Annotated in this window: 17 protein-coding genes; 4 read left to right on the forward strand and 13 right to left on the reverse strand. The window is 70.0% G+C overall.

The genetic code is table 11. The annotated features are described in order from the left end of the window. Positions 1 to 23: 23 nt before the first annotated feature. The 5 genes from trpA to IG65_RS0110275 all read right to left on the reverse strand — a co-directional run bounded on the left by trpA (position 24) and on the right by IG65_RS0110275 (position 5,685). Positions 24 to 815: a tryptophan synthase subunit alpha gene (gene trpA / locus IG65_RS0110255; RefSeq protein ID WP_030514631.1), complete on the reverse strand. Its 792-nt coding sequence runs from the start codon at positions 813 to 815 to the stop codon at positions 24 to 26. Then, positions 812 to 2,086 carry a tryptophan synthase subunit beta gene (gene trpB / locus IG65_RS0110260; RefSeq protein ID WP_030514632.1) on the reverse strand — a complete coding sequence of 425 codons (1,275 nt, stop codon included), beginning with the start codon at positions 2,084 to 2,086 and terminating at the stop codon, positions 812 to 814. Before trpB ends, trpA begins: the two co-directional genes overlap by 4 nt. Continuing rightward, positions 2,083 to 2,907, reverse strand: a complete 825-nt coding sequence (trpC, locus tag IG65_RS0110265) for an indole-3-glycerol phosphate synthase TrpC (protein ID WP_030514633.1) — start codon at positions 2,905 to 2,907, stop codon at positions 2,083 to 2,085. The genes trpB and trpC overlap by 4 nt, the downstream gene beginning before the upstream one ends. A 151-nt stretch (positions 2,908 to 3,058) precedes the next feature. Next, complete coding sequence (locus tag IG65_RS0110270) at positions 3,059 to 4,009, reverse strand: TIGR02234 family membrane protein (RefSeq protein WP_369801506.1); 951 nt, start codon at positions 4,007 to 4,009, stop codon at positions 3,059 to 3,061. A gap of 98 nt (positions 4,010 to 4,107) precedes the next feature. Beyond that, complete coding sequence (locus IG65_RS0110275) at positions 4,108 to 5,685, reverse strand: anthranilate synthase component I (RefSeq protein ID WP_369801514.1); 1,578 nt, start codon at positions 5,683 to 5,685, stop codon at positions 4,108 to 4,110. A 96-nt stretch (positions 5,686 to 5,781) separates the two neighbouring features. Between IG65_RS0110275 and IG65_RS0110280 the strand changes: the two genes are divergently transcribed. The 3 genes from IG65_RS0110280 to IG65_RS0110290 all read left to right on the forward strand — a co-directional run bounded on the left by IG65_RS0110280 (position 5,782) and on the right by IG65_RS0110290 (position 7,660). Continuing rightward, positions 5,782 to 6,258: a peroxiredoxin gene (locus IG65_RS0110280; protein WP_030514636.1), complete on the forward strand. Its 477-nt coding sequence runs from the start codon at positions 5,782 to 5,784 to the stop codon at positions 6,256 to 6,258. A gap of 131 nt (positions 6,259 to 6,389) precedes the next feature. Further along, positions 6,390 to 6,986 (forward strand): hypothetical protein, encoded by a 597-nt coding sequence (locus tag IG65_RS34555; protein WP_036523953.1) that lies wholly within the window; start codon positions 6,390 to 6,392, stop codon positions 6,984 to 6,986. 149 nt (positions 6,987 to 7,135) lie between these two features. Next, positions 7,136 to 7,660 (forward strand): MarR family winged helix-turn-helix transcriptional regulator, encoded by a 525-nt coding sequence (locus IG65_RS0110290; protein WP_231509128.1) that lies wholly within the window; start codon positions 7,136 to 7,138, stop codon positions 7,658 to 7,660. Positions 7,661 to 7,665: 5 nt separating this feature from the next. Here IG65_RS0110290 and hisI read toward each other — a convergent pair whose 3' ends face one another. The 4 genes from hisI to priA form a co-directional block, all read right to left on the reverse strand. Beyond that, a complete protein-coding gene (gene hisI, locus IG65_RS0110295; RefSeq protein ID WP_030514639.1) occupies positions 7,666 to 8,013 on the reverse strand; it encodes a phosphoribosyl-AMP cyclohydrolase in 348 nt (115 codons plus the stop codon). Between the two features lie 61 nt (positions 8,014 to 8,074). Beyond that, positions 8,075 to 8,848 (reverse strand): imidazole glycerol phosphate synthase subunit HisF, encoded by a 774-nt coding sequence (gene hisF / locus IG65_RS0110300; protein ID WP_030514640.1) that lies wholly within the window; start codon positions 8,846 to 8,848, stop codon positions 8,075 to 8,077. Further along, positions 8,845 to 9,687 carry an inositol monophosphatase family protein gene (locus IG65_RS0110305; RefSeq protein WP_030514641.1) on the reverse strand — a complete coding sequence of 281 codons (843 nt, stop codon included), beginning with the start codon at positions 9,685 to 9,687 and terminating at the stop codon, positions 8,845 to 8,847. The genes hisF and IG65_RS0110305 overlap by 4 nt, the downstream gene beginning before the upstream one ends. Position 9,688: 1 nt before the next feature. Then, positions 9,689 to 10,420, reverse strand: coding sequence for a bifunctional 1-(5-phosphoribosyl)-5-((5-phosphoribosylamino)methylideneamino)imidazole-4-carboxamide isomerase/phosphoribosylanthranilate isomerase PriA (priA, locus tag IG65_RS0110310; RefSeq protein ID WP_030514642.1), 732 nt, complete (start codon positions 10,418 to 10,420; stop codon positions 9,689 to 9,691). Between the two features lie 231 nt (positions 10,421 to 10,651). Here priA and IG65_RS0110315 point away from each other — a divergent pair, with 231 nt between their 5' ends. Beyond that, complete coding sequence (locus tag IG65_RS0110315; protein ID WP_030514643.1) at positions 10,652 to 11,128, forward strand: hypothetical protein; 477 nt, start codon at positions 10,652 to 10,654, stop codon at positions 11,126 to 11,128. A gap of 11 nt (positions 11,129 to 11,139) precedes the next feature. On the opposite strand, the gene hisH is transcribed toward IG65_RS0110315, so the two are convergent. From hisH to hisD, 4 genes are read right to left on the reverse strand one after another with little or no spacing between them, the layout of a single operon-like run. Then, complete coding sequence (gene hisH / locus IG65_RS0110320; protein ID WP_030514644.1) at positions 11,140 to 11,769, reverse strand: imidazole glycerol phosphate synthase subunit HisH; 630 nt, start codon at positions 11,767 to 11,769, stop codon at positions 11,140 to 11,142. Further along, positions 11,766 to 12,398 carry an imidazoleglycerol-phosphate dehydratase HisB gene (gene hisB, locus IG65_RS0110325; protein ID WP_030514645.1) on the reverse strand — a complete coding sequence of 211 codons (633 nt, stop codon included), beginning with the start codon at positions 12,396 to 12,398 and terminating at the stop codon, positions 11,766 to 11,768. Before hisB ends, hisH begins: the two co-directional genes overlap by 4 nt. Next, positions 12,395 to 13,528, reverse strand: a complete 1,134-nt coding sequence (locus IG65_RS0110330; protein ID WP_030514646.1) for a histidinol-phosphate transaminase — start codon at positions 13,526 to 13,528, stop codon at positions 12,395 to 12,397. Before IG65_RS0110330 ends, hisB begins: the two co-directional genes overlap by 4 nt. Further along, the gene (hisD, locus tag IG65_RS0110335) at positions 13,525 to 14,862 is read right to left on the reverse strand and encodes a histidinol dehydrogenase (protein ID WP_030514647.1); all 1,338 of its coding nucleotides are present in this window, start codon (positions 14,860 to 14,862) and stop codon (positions 13,525 to 13,527) included. Before hisD ends, IG65_RS0110330 begins: the two co-directional genes overlap by 4 nt. Positions 14,863 to 15,322: the final 460 nt, after the last annotated feature.

The following is a 15,322-nucleotide window of genomic DNA, read 5'->3' on the forward strand; positions in this document are numbered from 1 at the left end:
CGCCGCCCAGTTCGCGTCTCCGATCAGCTGGTGACAGTCGCCGAACGCACGCCCTCGGCCAGTTCCGCGGTGAGCTTGCGGACCTGGTCCAGTCCCTGGCCCGCGGCCGTGACCAGCGCCGAGCCGACGATCACTCCGTCGGCGTAGGAAGCGATTTCGGCCGCCTGCGCACCGCTGCGCACGCCGAGGCCGACACCGACCGGGATATCGGAGTGGGCACGCACCCGCGCGCACAGTTCCGGCGCGGCGGAGGACACCGCGTCGCGGGCGCCGGTGACGCCCATGGTGGAGGCGGCGTAGAGGAATCCGCTACTGGCCTCGATGGTCTTGACCAGGCGCTCCTCGGTGGAGGAGGGAGCGACCAGGAAGATGCGGTCCAGATCGTGGGCGCGGGAGGCCTCGAACCACTCCCCCGCCTCCTCGGGAATCAGATTGGGAGTGATCAGCCCGAGGCCGCCGGCCGCGGCGAGATCGCGGGAGAAACGATCGACGCCGTATTGCAGCACCGGATTCCAGTAGGTCATCACCACGGCATTGCCCCCGGCGGCGGTGATCGCCTCGACGACACCGAAGACGTCACGCACCCGCACGCCGCCGCGCAGGGCCTGCTCGGTGGCGGCCTGGATGGTGGGGCCGTCCATCACCGGATCGGAATAGGCGATACCGACTTCGATGATGTCGCAACCGGATTCGACCATCGCGGTGCACACGTCGATGGATCCGGCCAGGTCCGGGTAGCCCGCGGGCAGATATCCGATCAGCGCGGCGCGGCCCTCGCCGCGGCTGGCCGCGAAGGTCGATTCCAGACGGCTCACGAGCGATTCTCCTCCGTGGCGGCAGCGTCGTCGAACAGGCCGAACCAGCGCGCCGCGGTATCCATGTCCTTGTCGCCGCGTCCGGACAGATTCACCAGAATGATTGCGCCGGAACCCAATTCGCGACCCAGCTGCAGAGCACCGGCCACCGCGTGCGCCGATTCGATGGCCGGGATGATGCCCTCGGTGCGCGAGAGCAGCAGCAGCGCGTCCATCGCCTCGGTATCGGTGATCGGCCGGTACTCGGCGCGGCCGATGTCCTTCAGGTAGGCGTGTTCGGGGCCGACGCCGGGATAGTCCAGACCGGCGGAGATGGAATGCGATTCGATGGTCTGGCCGTCCTCGTCCTGCAGCAGGTACGAGTAGGCGCCCTGGAACGCTCCCGGCCGGCCGCCGGCGAAAGTCGCCGCGTGCCTTCCGGTTTCGACGCCGTCGCCGGCCGCCTCGTAGCCGATCAGCCGCACGCCCTCGTCGTCGAGGAACGGGTGGAAGATGCCGATCGCGTTCGATCCGCCGCCCACGCACGCCACGACGGCATCGGGCAGCCGACCGGTCTGCGCCTGCACCTGCACCCGCGCCTCGAGGCCGACTACGCGCTGGAAATCGCGCACCATCAGCGGGAACGGATGCGGGCCCGCCGCGGTGCCGAAGCAGTAGTAGGTTTCCGACGCGTTGGTGACCCAGTCGCGCAGCGCCTCGTTGATCGCGTCCTTCAACGTCTGCGAGCCGGTGGTCACCGATACCACCTTGGCGCCGAGCAGCCGCATCCGCGCGACGTTGAGTGCCTGGCGCGCGGTGTCGACCGCGCCCATGTAGATCACGCATTCGAGGCCGAGCAGCGCACAGGCGGTGGCCGTTGCGACACCGTGCTGACCGGCGCCGGTTTCGGCGATCACCCGGGTCTTGCCCATCCGCTGGGCGAGCAACGCCTGGCCCAGCACATTGTTGATCTTGTGCGAACCGGTGTGGTTCAGATCCTCGCGCTTGAGCAGGATGCGGGCGCCGCCGGCATGTTCCGAGAGCCGCTTGCATTCGAAGACCGGCGAGGGCCGGCCCGCGTAATCGCGCTGCAGCCGGTCGAGTTCGGCCAGGAAATCGGGATCCAGGCGGGACTTGTCGTATTCGGCGGTGACCTCTTCGATCACCGCCATCAGCGCCTCGGGCACGTGCCGGCCGCCGTAGACGCCGAAGTGGCCGCCGAGATCCGGTTCGTGGCTGCGGTGGGTGACGCCCTCGCTGGCCTGGGGCAGCGGCTCGTGCACGCCGGTCATCGGGTGACACCCCGCCGCAGCGGACGCGGGCAGGACGGATGGGTACCCGCGGTCACCAGCTCGGAGACGGCGGCACGCGGATCGCCGCTGGTCACGAGGCTCTCGCCGACCAGAACCGCGTCGGCGCCGGCGCCGGCGTAGGCGAGCAGGTCGGCGGTGCCGCTGACGCCGGATTCGGCGACCCGGATGACCTCGGTGGGCAGTCCGGGCGCGATGCGGGCGAAGACGTCGCGATCGACCTCGAGGGTCTTCAGGTTGCGGGCGTTCACGCCGATGACCGAGGCGCCGGCGGTCAGTGCCCGGTCGGCCTCCTCCTCGGTGTGCACCTCGACCAGCGCGGTCATGCCCAGCGATTCGGTGCGATCGATCAGCGAGGCCAGCACGTCCTGTTCCAGGGCGGCCACGATCAGCAGGATCACGTCCGCGCCGTGGGCACGAGCCTCGTGGATCTGGTACGGGCCGACGACGAAGTCCTTGCGCAGGATCGGCACGTCGACGACCGCGCGGACCGCGTCCAGGTCGTCGAGCGAGCCGTGGAAGCGGCGGCCCTCGGTGAGCACGCTGATGATGCGCGCGCCACCGTCCTCGTAGGACTTCGCCAGGCTGGCCGGGTCCGGGATGTCGGCGAGCTCACCCTTCGAGGGGCTGGCGCGCTTGACCTCGGCGATGACTCCGATCCCGTCCGCGTGCAGAGCGGCGAGCGCATCGCGCGGCGAGGGTGCCGCGGCGGCGGCCTTCTTGACGGCCTGGAAATCCAGGAGGGCTTCCCGAGCGGCCACATCCGCACGGACCCCGTCGAGAATCGAGTCGAGTACCGTCATCTGGCTCGAATCCTTTCTGGGGAGACGGACTTGCTACCTGAGAATCCCCCCAGGTGCTGTCTCACCGATGCTGATAAAGAGTAAATGGAAGGGTAAGCCGAGCCGACGGCGGGGTGTGACGCCTGCCGCCCGGCGCGGCGTGGTAGGGCGCTCATCGGCCCGGCTCGTCGTCGGTCGGGTCGGCGCCCGCGTCGAGCGCGTCCCACAGCACGCGCTGCGAGAGTTCGCCCGACTCCGGTTCCGGGGTGTGCGGCGAGGACTTCGGCGTCGCCGTCCGCGGTGCGTCGGTGGCCGCGGCGGCCGATTCCGGATCACCCGTGCGGCGCAATTCGGCGACCTGTTCGGCGGCCGCGGCCCGGCGGAACACCGGATTGTCGTACTTACCCGACATGCGGGCCGTCGTTTCTGGCATGCGGGCCAGCAGCACTCCGGCGGCGAAGGCCGCGAGCGCACCGACGACGCTGAGGGCGGCGGGGAACGTGGCCGCCGTGGCGGCGTCGACGTGCGCGCGGGCGGGCAGTTCGGCGAGCCGGGCGGCCCGTTCGGCGATCTTGCCGTGCTGGGTCAGCAGCGCCAGGCCCGGCACCGCGGCGACGGCGGCGACCAGCGCCACCACCACCCCGATCAGCCGGCGCAGCCAGCCCTTGGTGGCGAAGACGGCCGCGATCGAGGCCAGCAGCACCAGCGCCAGCGGCGTCAGCGCGCCGAACCAGAGGCCGCCGTTGAGATGCTGGGTGCGCGGTTCGGTCAGACCGTCGGAGGACCGCAGGGTCACCCAGGTCATGCGCGAGGCGCCCCACAGCGCGGCCGCGCCGACGGCCAGCAGGAGGACCGGCAGCACCGGGCGGGCGCGTTTGCCGGTCACGCTGTCGGCGCCGCCCGTCTCCGTCTCGGGGACATAGTGGTCGGGGTCGCCGCCGGGAGGCACCTGCGCGGCGGCGTCGTCGAGGCGGGAGCCGGACCGGACCGCCGCAGCGTGGCCGTCGGATTCCCTGCCATCGGCTTGTCCGGCACCCGACCGGACCGCCTCGCCCTCGGGGCCGCTCTGCATCGGCGCGCGCTGTGCCGCAGAGGTGTCGGCATCGGGCTGCGGCTGGCGCACTGCCGCACCGGCAGCAGACGCGTCGCTCGTGCCAGGCGCGGGCTTCGCCTCCGGTTCGCTGGGCGAATGTCGTTGGGCTGGTTCAGATTCCGGGTTACTCATAGCAGGGTGCCGTCGGGTTCGGGGGTGAAGGTGCGTACGGTGCGGGCGGCGGCGACGGCCTTGAGAACGGCCATCGCCTTGTTGCGCGATTCCTCGTCCTCGTAGTCGGGCTGGGAATCGGCGACGATGCCGGCACCGGCCTGCACATAGGCGATGCCGTCCTTGAGCAGCGCGGTGCGGATCGCGATCGCGGTATCGGCGTCGCCGGCGAAGTCGAGGTAGCCGACGACCCCGGCGTAGACGCCGCGGCGGGTGGGCTCGTTCTCCTCGATCAACTCCATGGCCCGCACCTTGGGCGCACCCGACAGCGTGCCGGCAGGGAAGCAGGCGCGTACGGCGTCGAGGGCGATGCGACCGGCCGCCAGCCGCCCGGTCACCGTCGACACCAGATGCATCACGTGGCTGTAGCGCTCGATGTGGCGGTATTCGGTGACGCGCACGGTGCCCGGCTCGCACACTCGGCCCAGGTCGTTGCGGCCCAGGTCGACGAGCATGAGGTGTTCGGCGTTCTCCTTCTCGTCGGAGAGCAGATCCTTCTCGAGCAGCACATCGTCCTCCTCGGTGGCGCCACGCCACCGGGTGCCGGCGATCGGATGTGTCGTCGCCACACCGTCTTTGACCGTCACCAGCGATTCCGGACTCGATCCGACGATGGAGAAGGCGGTGCCGCCCGCACCGTCGGGAATGTGCATCAGATACATGTACGGGCTGGGATTCGAGGCGCGCAGCATCCGGTACACATCGCGCGGTTCGCCGTCGAAGTCCATCTCGAACCGCTGCGACAACACCACCTGGAACGCCTCGCCGGCCTCGATCTCGCCGACCAGCCGCCGCACGCCCGCACCGAAGTCCTCGCTGGTGCGGCGGCGGATGTAGTCCGGCTCGGGACGGTCGAAGACGGACACGGTCGATTCGGCGGGTGCGGCCAGCGCAGCGGTCATCCGGTCGAGCCGGGCGACGGCGTCGTCGTAGGCCTCGTCGACGCGCTCGTCGGTGCCGTTCCAGTTCACCGCGTTGGCGATCAGCGTGATGGCGCCTTCGTGATGGTCGAAGGCGGCCAGATCCGCCGCCAGCAGCAGCACCATCTCCGGGACCCGCAGATCGTCGGTGGTCAGTTCCGGCAGCCGCTCGATGCGGCGCACGATGTCGTAGCCCAGATATCCGACCAGCCCCCCGGTCAGCGGCGGCAGGCCGGGCAGGCGCTCGGTGCGCAGCAGTTCCAGCGTGTCGTGCAGCGCCTCCAGCGGATCGCCGCCGGCCGGGGCGTCGGCGGGGGTGGCGCCCAGCCAGGCCGCCTCGCCGTCGACGACCGTCAGCGCGGTGGGGCTGCCGGCGCCGATGAACGACCAGCGCGACCACGAACGACCGTTCTCGGCCGACTCCAGCAGGAAGGTGCCCGGCCGGTCCGCGGCCAGCTTCCGATAGGCGGACAGCGGGGTCTCCGAATCGGCCAGCACCTTGCGCGTCACCGGCACCACCCGGTGCGCGGCCGCGAGTACGCGGAACTGGTCCCGAGTGGTGGTGGTTGCGGTTTCCGGACGGTCGAATGCGGCGCCGTGCATATCGCTCATCATTCCAGTCGGCCGCAACCGAGATTTCCTGGCCCCGCCGCGACCCGCGCGATCCGCGGCGGGTACCGGGCAACCGTGCCGCCCGGTACCCTCGCGACTGTGAAAAAAGGCCAGCGCGCACCCGGGTTCGAACTTCCCGATCAGACCGGCACCGTCCGGTCGCTCGATTCGTTGCTGGCCGACGGGCCGTTGACACTGTTCTTCTTCCCCGCCGCCAATACTCCCGTGTGCACCGCCGAGGCCTGCCATTTCCGTGATCTGACAAGCGAATTCGCGGCCCTGGGCGCGAGTTGCGCGGGAATCAGCACCGATTCGGTCGACACCCAAGCCGGTTTCGCGCAGGCGCAGACCCTCGGCTATCCGCTGCTGTCCGATCGCGACGGCGCGGTGGCGGAACGGTTCGGCGTCAAGCGTTCCGGGGCGATCGGCGGTCTGCTCGGCAACTTCCTGCCGGTGAAGCGGCAGACCTTCGTGATCGACACCGACCGCACGGTATTGGCGGTGATCTCGGGCGAACTGCGCGCGAACGTCCACGCCGACGCCGCGCTGGCCGCCCTGCGCGAGCACCGGGCCTGAATCGACCAGCTGGACACACCCCGGGCCGCCTCCCGGTGCACGCCGCCTTTCCCCTGGTGAGAGCGCACTGACGGCCCGACACGACACGATTCTCCCGGCGTCGGCGCGGGCCTCGCGCATACGCTGGATTCATGACATCGACGAGCTCCCTCACGAACTCCGGGACCAAACCCCGAGCCACCGTGTGGCGGAATCGAGCCCTCGGCCTGCTCGCGGTCATCATCGTGCTGGTCGTCGCCTACTTCGTGCTGTCGGCCTTCATTCCGCGCTGGTGGGCGCAGCGGATCGCCGGCGTGTCCGGGCACGGCAGCTTCGCCCAGGGCATCTGGTCGGGCCTGGCGATCGGGTTCCTGTGCACGCTGATCCCCCTGCTGCTCCTGCTGGGCGCGGTGCGGGTATGGCGCACCCGAGCCGGCAAATTCGCCGCCGGCGCCGCGGCGGTGCTGGCGTTGATCGTGGCCCTGCCCAATCTGATGACGCTGACCATCGTGCTGGGCGGCAACAGCGCCGCGCACGCCGGGGAACGCGTGCTCGACGTCGACGCGCCCGGCTTCCGCGGCGCCTCACTGGTCGGCGCCATCGTGGCGGCCGCCATCTTCGTGGTGCTGCTCGTGCTACTGCTACGCAAACAATGGCGAGCACGCTCGGCCCGCCGCGCCGAAGCCGGCGTGGTCACCGCGCCGGACACTGCTAACGACACGCGTCCACCAGGCGATATCAGGGAGTGAACCGACAGCGTCGTGATCGCGCCCCGGCGTGATAGCTGTCACGTCATCGGCAACCGGGCTGACCAGCCAGCGAAGTCGTGGCAAACTTGTTGGTCGCGAGTGACAGTGAACCGAGATTTGCGTCACTGGGCTGCAAGAGAGGGCGCGAAGTGACGGAATGGCTCAATCCCACCGAACGGCGAGCGTGGCGGACTCTGGTCGCGCTGACGACGCGATTACCGGCGGCAATGGACACCCAGCTGCAACGCGAAGCCGGTATGACGCATTTCGAGTATTTCCTCATGGCACTGCTGTCCGAGGAGCCTGGACATCGCCTGCAACTCAGCGAACTGGCCAATAGGGCAAATGCTTCGCTATCACGGCTGTCGCATGTGGTGACGAAGCTGGAACGGCTGGGCTGGGCGCGCCGCGACGTAGTGCGCGGCCGCCGCGGCGCCTATGCGGTGCTCACCGATGAGGGTTTCGAACAGGTGCAGAAGGCCACCCCCGCCTACTTGGAAGGCGTGCGGGGGCTGGTGTTCGACGGCATCGACGACGAGCAGGTCGAACAGCTGCTCACTCTCGGTGAGGCGCTGGTAGCGCAGCTCGACGCGGGCCTGTCCCGGGGCATCGGGCGCGCCGACGGACTCCCCGACCCGCCGGCCACCGAGGCGACGGCCGGCGCCGCCCACTGACCGGTTCAGCTCGCGTCGGCGAGCAGCAGATCCCCGTCCCAGCAGGTGTGGGTGCCGGTGTGGCAGGCCGCGCCCTGCTGGTCGACGATCAGCAGCACGGCATCGCCGTCACAGTCCAGCCGCACCTCGTGCACGTATTGCGTATGTCCCGAGGTCTCGCCTTTGACCCAGTACTGCTGCCGCGAGCGCGAATAGTAGGTGGCCTTGCGGGTGGCGAGGGTGCGGGCCAGGGCCTCGTCGTCCATCCACGCCATCATCAGCACATCGCCGGTGCCGCGTTCCTGTGCGATCGCCGCGACCAGCCCCGCCTCGTTGCGCTTGAGCCGGGCGGCGACGGCGGGATCCAAACTCATAGCCATCGTTATACCTGTCCTGTCGGAACTGAGCGGGCTGGGCGGAGGATGCCGTCCGGCCTCAGCGGACGGTGATGCCCTCGGCCCGCATCGCGGATTTGACCTGGGGAATCGTCAGATCGCCGAAGTGGAAGACGCTCGCGGCCAGTACCGCGTCGGCGCCCGTCCGCACCGCGGGCGCGAAATGGTCGACCTCGCCGGCGCCGCCGCTGGCGATGATCGGCACCGAGACCGCGGCGCGCACCGCGCTGATCATCGGCAGGTCGAAACCGCCCTTGGTGCCGTCGGCGTCCATCGAGTTGAGCAGGATCTCGCCGACACCGAGTTCGGCGCCGCGCACCGCCCACTCGACCGCATCGATGCCGGTGCCGCGTTTGCCGCCGTGAGTGGTCACCTCCCAGCCGGACGGGGTGGGCGAGCCGGTGTCGGGCACACGCCGCGCGTCGACCGACAGCACGATGCACTGGGAACCGAAGCGCTGCGACATCTCGCGCAGGATCTCCGGGTTCGCGATCGCCGCGGTGTTCACCGACACCTTGTCCGCGCCCGCGCGCAGCAGCCGGTCCACATCCTCGACGGTGCGCACGCCACCGCCCACGGTGAGCGGGATGAAGATCTGCTCGGCGGTGCGGGTCACCACGTCGATCATGGTGCCGCGATCACCGCTCGAGGCCGTGACGTCGAGGAAGGTCAGCTCGTCGGCGCCCTGGGCGTCGTAGGCGGCGGCCAGTTCCACCGGGTCGCCCGCATCGCGCAGATTCTCGAAGTTCACGCCCTTGACCACCCGGCCGGCGTCGACGTCCAGGCACGGAATCACGCGTACCGCCAGTGTCATTGCGTCCCTTCCGAATTCTCGTTGCGCTCGTAGGCGCGGTCGACGGCGCTGTCGATCATGTCCAGTAGCTCTTCGTGCACCCCGGGCGCGGCGGCCAGCACCGACCGGGAGGTGATCGACCATTCGTCGCCGCGCAGATCGGTCACCACACCGCCCGCGGCGCGCACCAGCGCCACTCCGGCGGCGTTGTCCCACGGATGGTGCCCGAAGACGACCGCGCCGCCGAGCACCCCGGACGCGGTGTAGGCCAGGTCGATGCCGGTGGATCCGTGCATGCGCACCCGGCTCGACAGCCGGCTCAGCGCGCCCAGCAGGTCGAAGCGGAACCGGCCCGGGATCCGGCCGTGGGCGTCGATGTTGAACGCGCCGAAGCCGATCATCGCCTCCGCGAGACGGCCGGGTTCCAAGGGCGGCAACGGTTTTCCGTTGAGCAGCAGCGGCCCGCCGGCCGCCGCGGCGTACCGGCGGTCCAGCAGCGGCAGCCAGGTCAGACCGAGAACGGGCTGCCCGTCGGCCACCAGCGCCAACAGCATCGCCGACAGCGGATGGCCCGCGGAGTAGTTGAAGGTGCCGTCGATGGGATCGAGCACCCAGGCGGTGCCCGAGCTCAGTTCCGGCCCGCCGAATTCCTCGCCGTGCACCGGGATTCCGGTGCGGTCGGCCAGTTGCTGCGACAGGGTGCGCTCGAGCTCCAGATCCAGTGCGGTGGCGAAGTCGCCGCGGCCCTTCTGGACCGCGCTCGGCGCCCCCAACCCTTCGACGAAACGCGGTGCCGCACCGTCCAATATCTCGCTCGCCGTCGCGAGCAGCGCGGCCGGGTCGGAGACGGCGGAGGTCACGTCAGCGAACCGCGTCCAGCGCCTCGGGCAGCGTGAAACGCCCGGCGTACAAGGCTTTTCCGACGATCGCGCCTTCCACCCCGTCGGACACCAGCCCGGAGATGGCACGCAGATCGTCGAGAGTGGAGACACCGCCGGAGGCGATCACCGGCGCCTCGGTGGCCGCGCACACCTGCCGCAGGATGTCGAGGTTGGGCCCCTGCAGCGTGCCGTCCTTGCTCACGTCGGTGACCACGTAGCGGGCGCAGCCGTCGCGCTCCAGGCGTTCGAGCACCTCCCACAGGTCACCGCCGTCGCTGACCCAGCCACGGCCCCGCAACCGGTAGTCGCCGTCGATGATCCGAACGTCCAGCCCGACCGCGACCCGATCGCCGTATTCGGCGATGGCGCGGGCGCACCACTGCGGATCCTCGAGTGCCGCGGTACCCAGGTTGACCCGGGCGCAGCCGGTGGCCATCGCGGCCTTCAGCGAGTCGTCGTCGCGGATCCCGCCGGACAGCTCGACCTTCACATCCAGCTCGCCGACGACCTCGGCGAGCAGTTCGCGGTTGGAGCCGCGCCCGAAGGCCGCGTCCAGATCCACCAGATGCACCCATTCGGCGCCGGCCTCCTGCCAGGCCAGCGCGGCATCGCGGGGCGCGCCGTAGCTGGTTTCGCTGCCGGCCTCCCCCTGAACCAGGCGCACGGCCTCACCATTGGCGACATCGACGGCGGGTAGCAGCACAAGACTCACGTGTGCAGCCTACTGGCTACCGGTTGGCGTCGCGGTGCCGGGATGGCGCAAATGGGACGCCGGTCACTGCCTGCGGGGAGGCGCATCACACGTTTGAACTGGACAACGCCGGGCAATCCGAAGACTGCGTGTGTCACTGTGCGCAGGAGGTCCGGACCGACGGTCTCCGCGTACGTACCCTGGGTCGGGGGCACGTACTGCCATCGTTGTCGACGAAGAGGATCTTCACCCATGTCGCGGATCACGTTGCGGCCCATCATGTTCGCGTTGTCGTGCGGGGCCGCAGGCGCCGCGATGCTCGTGCCCCCGACGGCAGTGGCCGCGCCCACCGACCCGATTCAGTTGGCGGCCTGCGACTTCGGGCGACAGTTCACGACCTACGACTGGGCGGGCTACGACGATTACGACCGCCGGGTCCTGGAGTTGTCCACCGGCGCGTTCCACGACCAGTTCGCCGCGTCCGCGCCCGATCGGCAGGCGCACGTGACCTCGGTGCACGTCCGCTCCGAGGCCAACTCGGTGGAATGCCGCACCGATGTGGCCGACCCGGAACATTCGCAGGTCGTGGTGACCGTGGATCGATCCGAGCGCAGCGATGCCACGCTGGGCCTGCCCCGCCCCGAACGGTCCCAGCTGCGGGTGTTCCTGGACAACGTCGACGGCCGCTGGCTCGCCGGGCGGGTCGACACCCTGCCGCCGCAGACGTAGCCCTACAGCCCCTACAGCGAGCCGACCCAGTTGCGCAGCAGCTGCGCCCCCGCGTCGCCGGACTTCTCCGGGTGGAACTGGGTGGCGCACAGCGGCCCGTTCTCCACCGCGGCGAGGAACGGGCCGCCGTGTTCGGCCCAGATCAGTTTCGCCGGGGCGATGGTGCCGTTGTCGTCCCATTCCCACTTCTGCGCCGCGTAGGAGTGCACGAAGTAGAAGCGCGTCTCGGGATCCATCCCGGCGAACAGGACGCTGTCGGCGGGCGCCTGCACGGTGTTCCAGCCCATATGCGGAAGTACCTGCGCCGGAAGCCGTTCCACCGTGCCCGGCCACTGCCCGCAGCCCTCGGACTCGACCCCGAATTCGACCCCGCGCTCGAACATGATCTGCATGCCCACACAGATGCCGAGCACCGGACGGCCGCCGGCGAGACGGGTGCCGATGATCCGCTCCCCCCGCACCTGGGTCAGTCCGGCCATACACGCGGCGAAGGCGCCGACACCGGGCACGACCAGGCCGTCGGCGTCGAGCGCGGCCTGAGGATCGGCGGTGACGGTGACCTCCGCGCCGGTGCGGGCCAGCGCGCGCGCCGCGGAATGCAGATTGCCGGAGCCGTAGTCCAGCAGCACAACCGATTTCACAGCGTTCCCTTCGTGGACGGCACACCGGTGACCCGGGGGTCGGGTTCGACGGCGGCGCGCAAAGCCCGTGCGACTGCCTTGAATTCGGCCTCGGTGATGTGGTGCTGGTCGCGGCCGTACAGCACGCGCACGTGCAGCGCGATGCGGGCGTTGAGGGCGATCGATTCGAAGACGTGCCGGTTCAGCACCGTGGAATACGAGGCACCGGGACCGGCGCTGGGAATCACGGTGTGCAGCAGCCGTTCCGGCTCGCCGTCGTGGACGCAGTACGGGCGGCCGGATACGTCGACGACGGCGTGGGCGAGGGTTTCGTCCATCGGGATGTAGCAGTCGCCGAAGCGGCGGATGCCCTTCTTGTCGCCCAGCGCCTCACCGAGCGCCTGCCCGATGACGATGGCGGTGTCCTCGACGGTGTGATGGGCCTCGATCTCGATATCGCCCTTGGCCTGCACGGTCAGATCGAAGCTGCCGTGCTGGCCGAAGGCGGTGAGCATGTGGTCGTAGAACGGGACGCCGGTGGATATGTCGGTCCGGCCCGTGCCGTCGAGATTCAGCTCGACCACGATGCTGGATTCGCGGGTGGTGCGTTCCACCCGGGCGGTTCGATTCATACTCGCTTCCGTACTCATCGGGAGATCACCTCGGTGGCCACCAGCATCTCGCTCACGCGCAGGAATTCGTCGTTCTCGGCGGCCAGTCCGATGGTGGTGCGCAGATAGCCGGGAATGCCGACGTCGCGGATCAGCACGCCCTCGTTCAGATAGCGCTGCCAGGTGCGGGGTGCGTCGGCGAAGTAGCCGAACAGCAGGAAGTTCGCATCCGAGGTCACCACCTCGAACCCCATCTCGCGCAACGCCGTCGCCACCCGTTCCCGCTGCGCGGCGAGTTCGGCGACACTGGCCAGGGTTTCGTCGGCGTGGCGCAGCGCGGCGCGGGCGGCGGCCTGGGTGACCACCGACAGGTGGTACGGCAGCCGCACGAGCAGCATCGCCTCGATCACCGCGGGCGCGGCGACCAGATAGCCGAGCCGCCCACCGGCGAAGGCGAAGGCCTTGCTCATGGTGCGGCTGACCACCAGCTTCGCCGGATATCGGTCGATGAGCGCGAGCGCGCTGGGCGCGGCGGAGAACTCGCCGTACGCCTCGTCGACCACCACGATGCCCGGCGCCGCCTCGAGCAGACGCTCCAGATCGGCGAGGGCGATCGAATGCCCGGTCGGGTTGTTCGGGCTGGTCACGAACACCACATCGGGGCGGCGGTCGGCGATCACCGCGGCCGCGTAGTCGATGTCGAGGGAGAAGTCGCTGTTGCGCTCGGCCTCGATCCACTCGGTGTCGATGCCCTCGGAGATGATCGGATGCATCGAATACGAGGGCACGAAGCCCAGTGCGCTGCGGCCGGGACCGCCGAAGGCCTGCAGCAGCTGCTGCAGAATCTCGTTGGATCCGTTGGCCGCCCACACGTTCGCCGTCTGCACGGCGACGCCGGTCTGACGGGTCAGGTACGCGGCCAGGTCGGTGCGCAGCGCGACCGCGTCGCGATCGGGGTAGCGGTGCAGGTCGACGGCGGCGGCGCGAATGGATTCGGCCACGTCGTCGATCAGCGCGCGGCTCGGCGGATGCGGATTCTCGTTGGTGTTCAGCTGAACCGGCACCGCCAGTTGCGGTGCGCCGTACGGGATCTTGCCGCGCAGGTTCTCGCGCAGCGGCAGATCGTCGAGGGTCGCCGCGGCGCCCGGGATATCGGCGGTGGCGGTCATGACAGGGCCTCGAAACGCACCTGCACGGCTTGACCGTGCGCCGGCAGATCCTCGGCGTTGGCCAGGGAGACCACGTGTCCGGCAACGTCTTTCAACGCGGCTTCGCTGTATTCGACGACATGGATACCGCGCAGGAAGGTCTGCACGCTCAGCCCCGAGGAGTGGCGCGCGCACCCGGCGGTGGGCAGCACGTGATTCGATCCGGCGCAGTAGTCGCCGAGGCTCACCGGCGACCACGCGCCGACGAAGACCGCACCCGCGCTGCGGACCCGTCCGGCGACGGCGGCCGCGTCGGCGGTCTGGATCTCGAGGTGTTCGGCGGCGTAGGCGTTGACCACCCGCAACCCCTGCTCGACATCGTCGACGAGCACGACGCCGGACTGCTTGCCGGACAGCGCCTCCGACACCCGCTGCCGGTGCTTGACCACCTCGAGCTGGGTCGTGATCGCGGCGTCGACCGCATCGGCCAGCGCCGCGCTGTCGGTGACGAGCACGCTGGCGGCGAGCACATCGTGTTCGGCCTGGGAGATCAGATCGGCGGCCACGTGTGCCGGGTCGGCGGTGGCGTCGGCGAGGATCGCGATCTCGGTGGGGCCGGCTTCGGCGTCGATGCCGACGAGGCCGCGGCACAGCCGCTTGGCGGCGGTGACGTAGATGTTGCCCGGGCCGGTGATCATGTCGACGGGCGCGAGCTGCGCGCCGTCGGTGTCGGTGCCGCCGTAGGACAGCAACGCGACCGCCTGGGCGCCGCCGACGGCCCACACCTCCTCGACGCCGAGCAGTTTCGCGGCGGCGAGAATCGTCGGATGCGGCAGTCCGCCGAACTGCGCCTGCGGCGGCGAGGCCACCACCAGCGAGTCCACGCCCGCGGCCTGCGCCGGGACGACGTTCATGACGACACTGGACGGGTAGACGGCATTGCCGCCGGGCACGTAGAGACCGACGCGCTCGACCGGCACCCAGCGTTCGGTGACGGTACCGCCGGGCACCACCTCGGTGGTGGTGTCGGTGCGGCGCTGATCGGCATGCACCTTGCGGGTGCGTTCGATGGCCACCTCGAGCGCCGCACGCACGGCCGGATCCAGCTCGGCGAGGGCTGTGTCGAGTTCAGCGGCCGGGACCCGCACGCTCGCCGGGGCGATGCCGTCGAATTTCGCGCTGAATTCCTGCGCCGCCTCGACCCCGCGATCACGGATCGCCTCCACCACCGGCCGCACATGATGCAGCACCGAGTCCACGTCCACTCCCCCGCGCGGCAGGGCCGCGCGCAGTTCGGCAGCGGAGGGCGTACGTCCGCGCAGATCCACGCGGGCGAGCTCGATGCGGCTAGTCATAGCGGTGTGAAATCCTTGTCTGTCCGGCCGGTCTGTGCTGGTCATCACATCGAAGCGAAAGCTCCGGACCGCCTACCAGCCTATCGGGTCGGCGCCAGTGGATATCCGCCGCCCGAGCCGGATGCGGCGGCACGCCCCCACCCCCGGCCCCGGCCGCGGCGACTCGTTCCGGCACCAGGCGATACAGCGGCACCGGCTCGGCCAGGATCACGTCCGGGACCTCGGCGATATTGCGGAAGTGTGGCGTCGCGAGACTGGCCTCGAGGGCGTCGGGCCCATGCCGGCGCCCCACCACCATGCGGGCCGGCCGCAGCAACACGTACGGCCCGGTCTTCGCCGACTGCGCGACGACCCTGATCAGGCGTTGATCGCTTACACGGTCGAGCCCGACTCGCCGAGCGCGACCGCTTCGCGCCTACTCGCCGACTGGCCGGCCGAGACCGAAACCGCTGCGCAACAG

Origin of the sequence: Nocardia sp. NRRL WC-3656 (genome assembly GCF_000720265.1) — a bacterium.
In the GTDB taxonomy this organism is placed as follows: Bacteria; Actinomycetota; Actinomycetes; order Mycobacteriales; family Mycobacteriaceae; genus Nocardia; species Nocardia nova.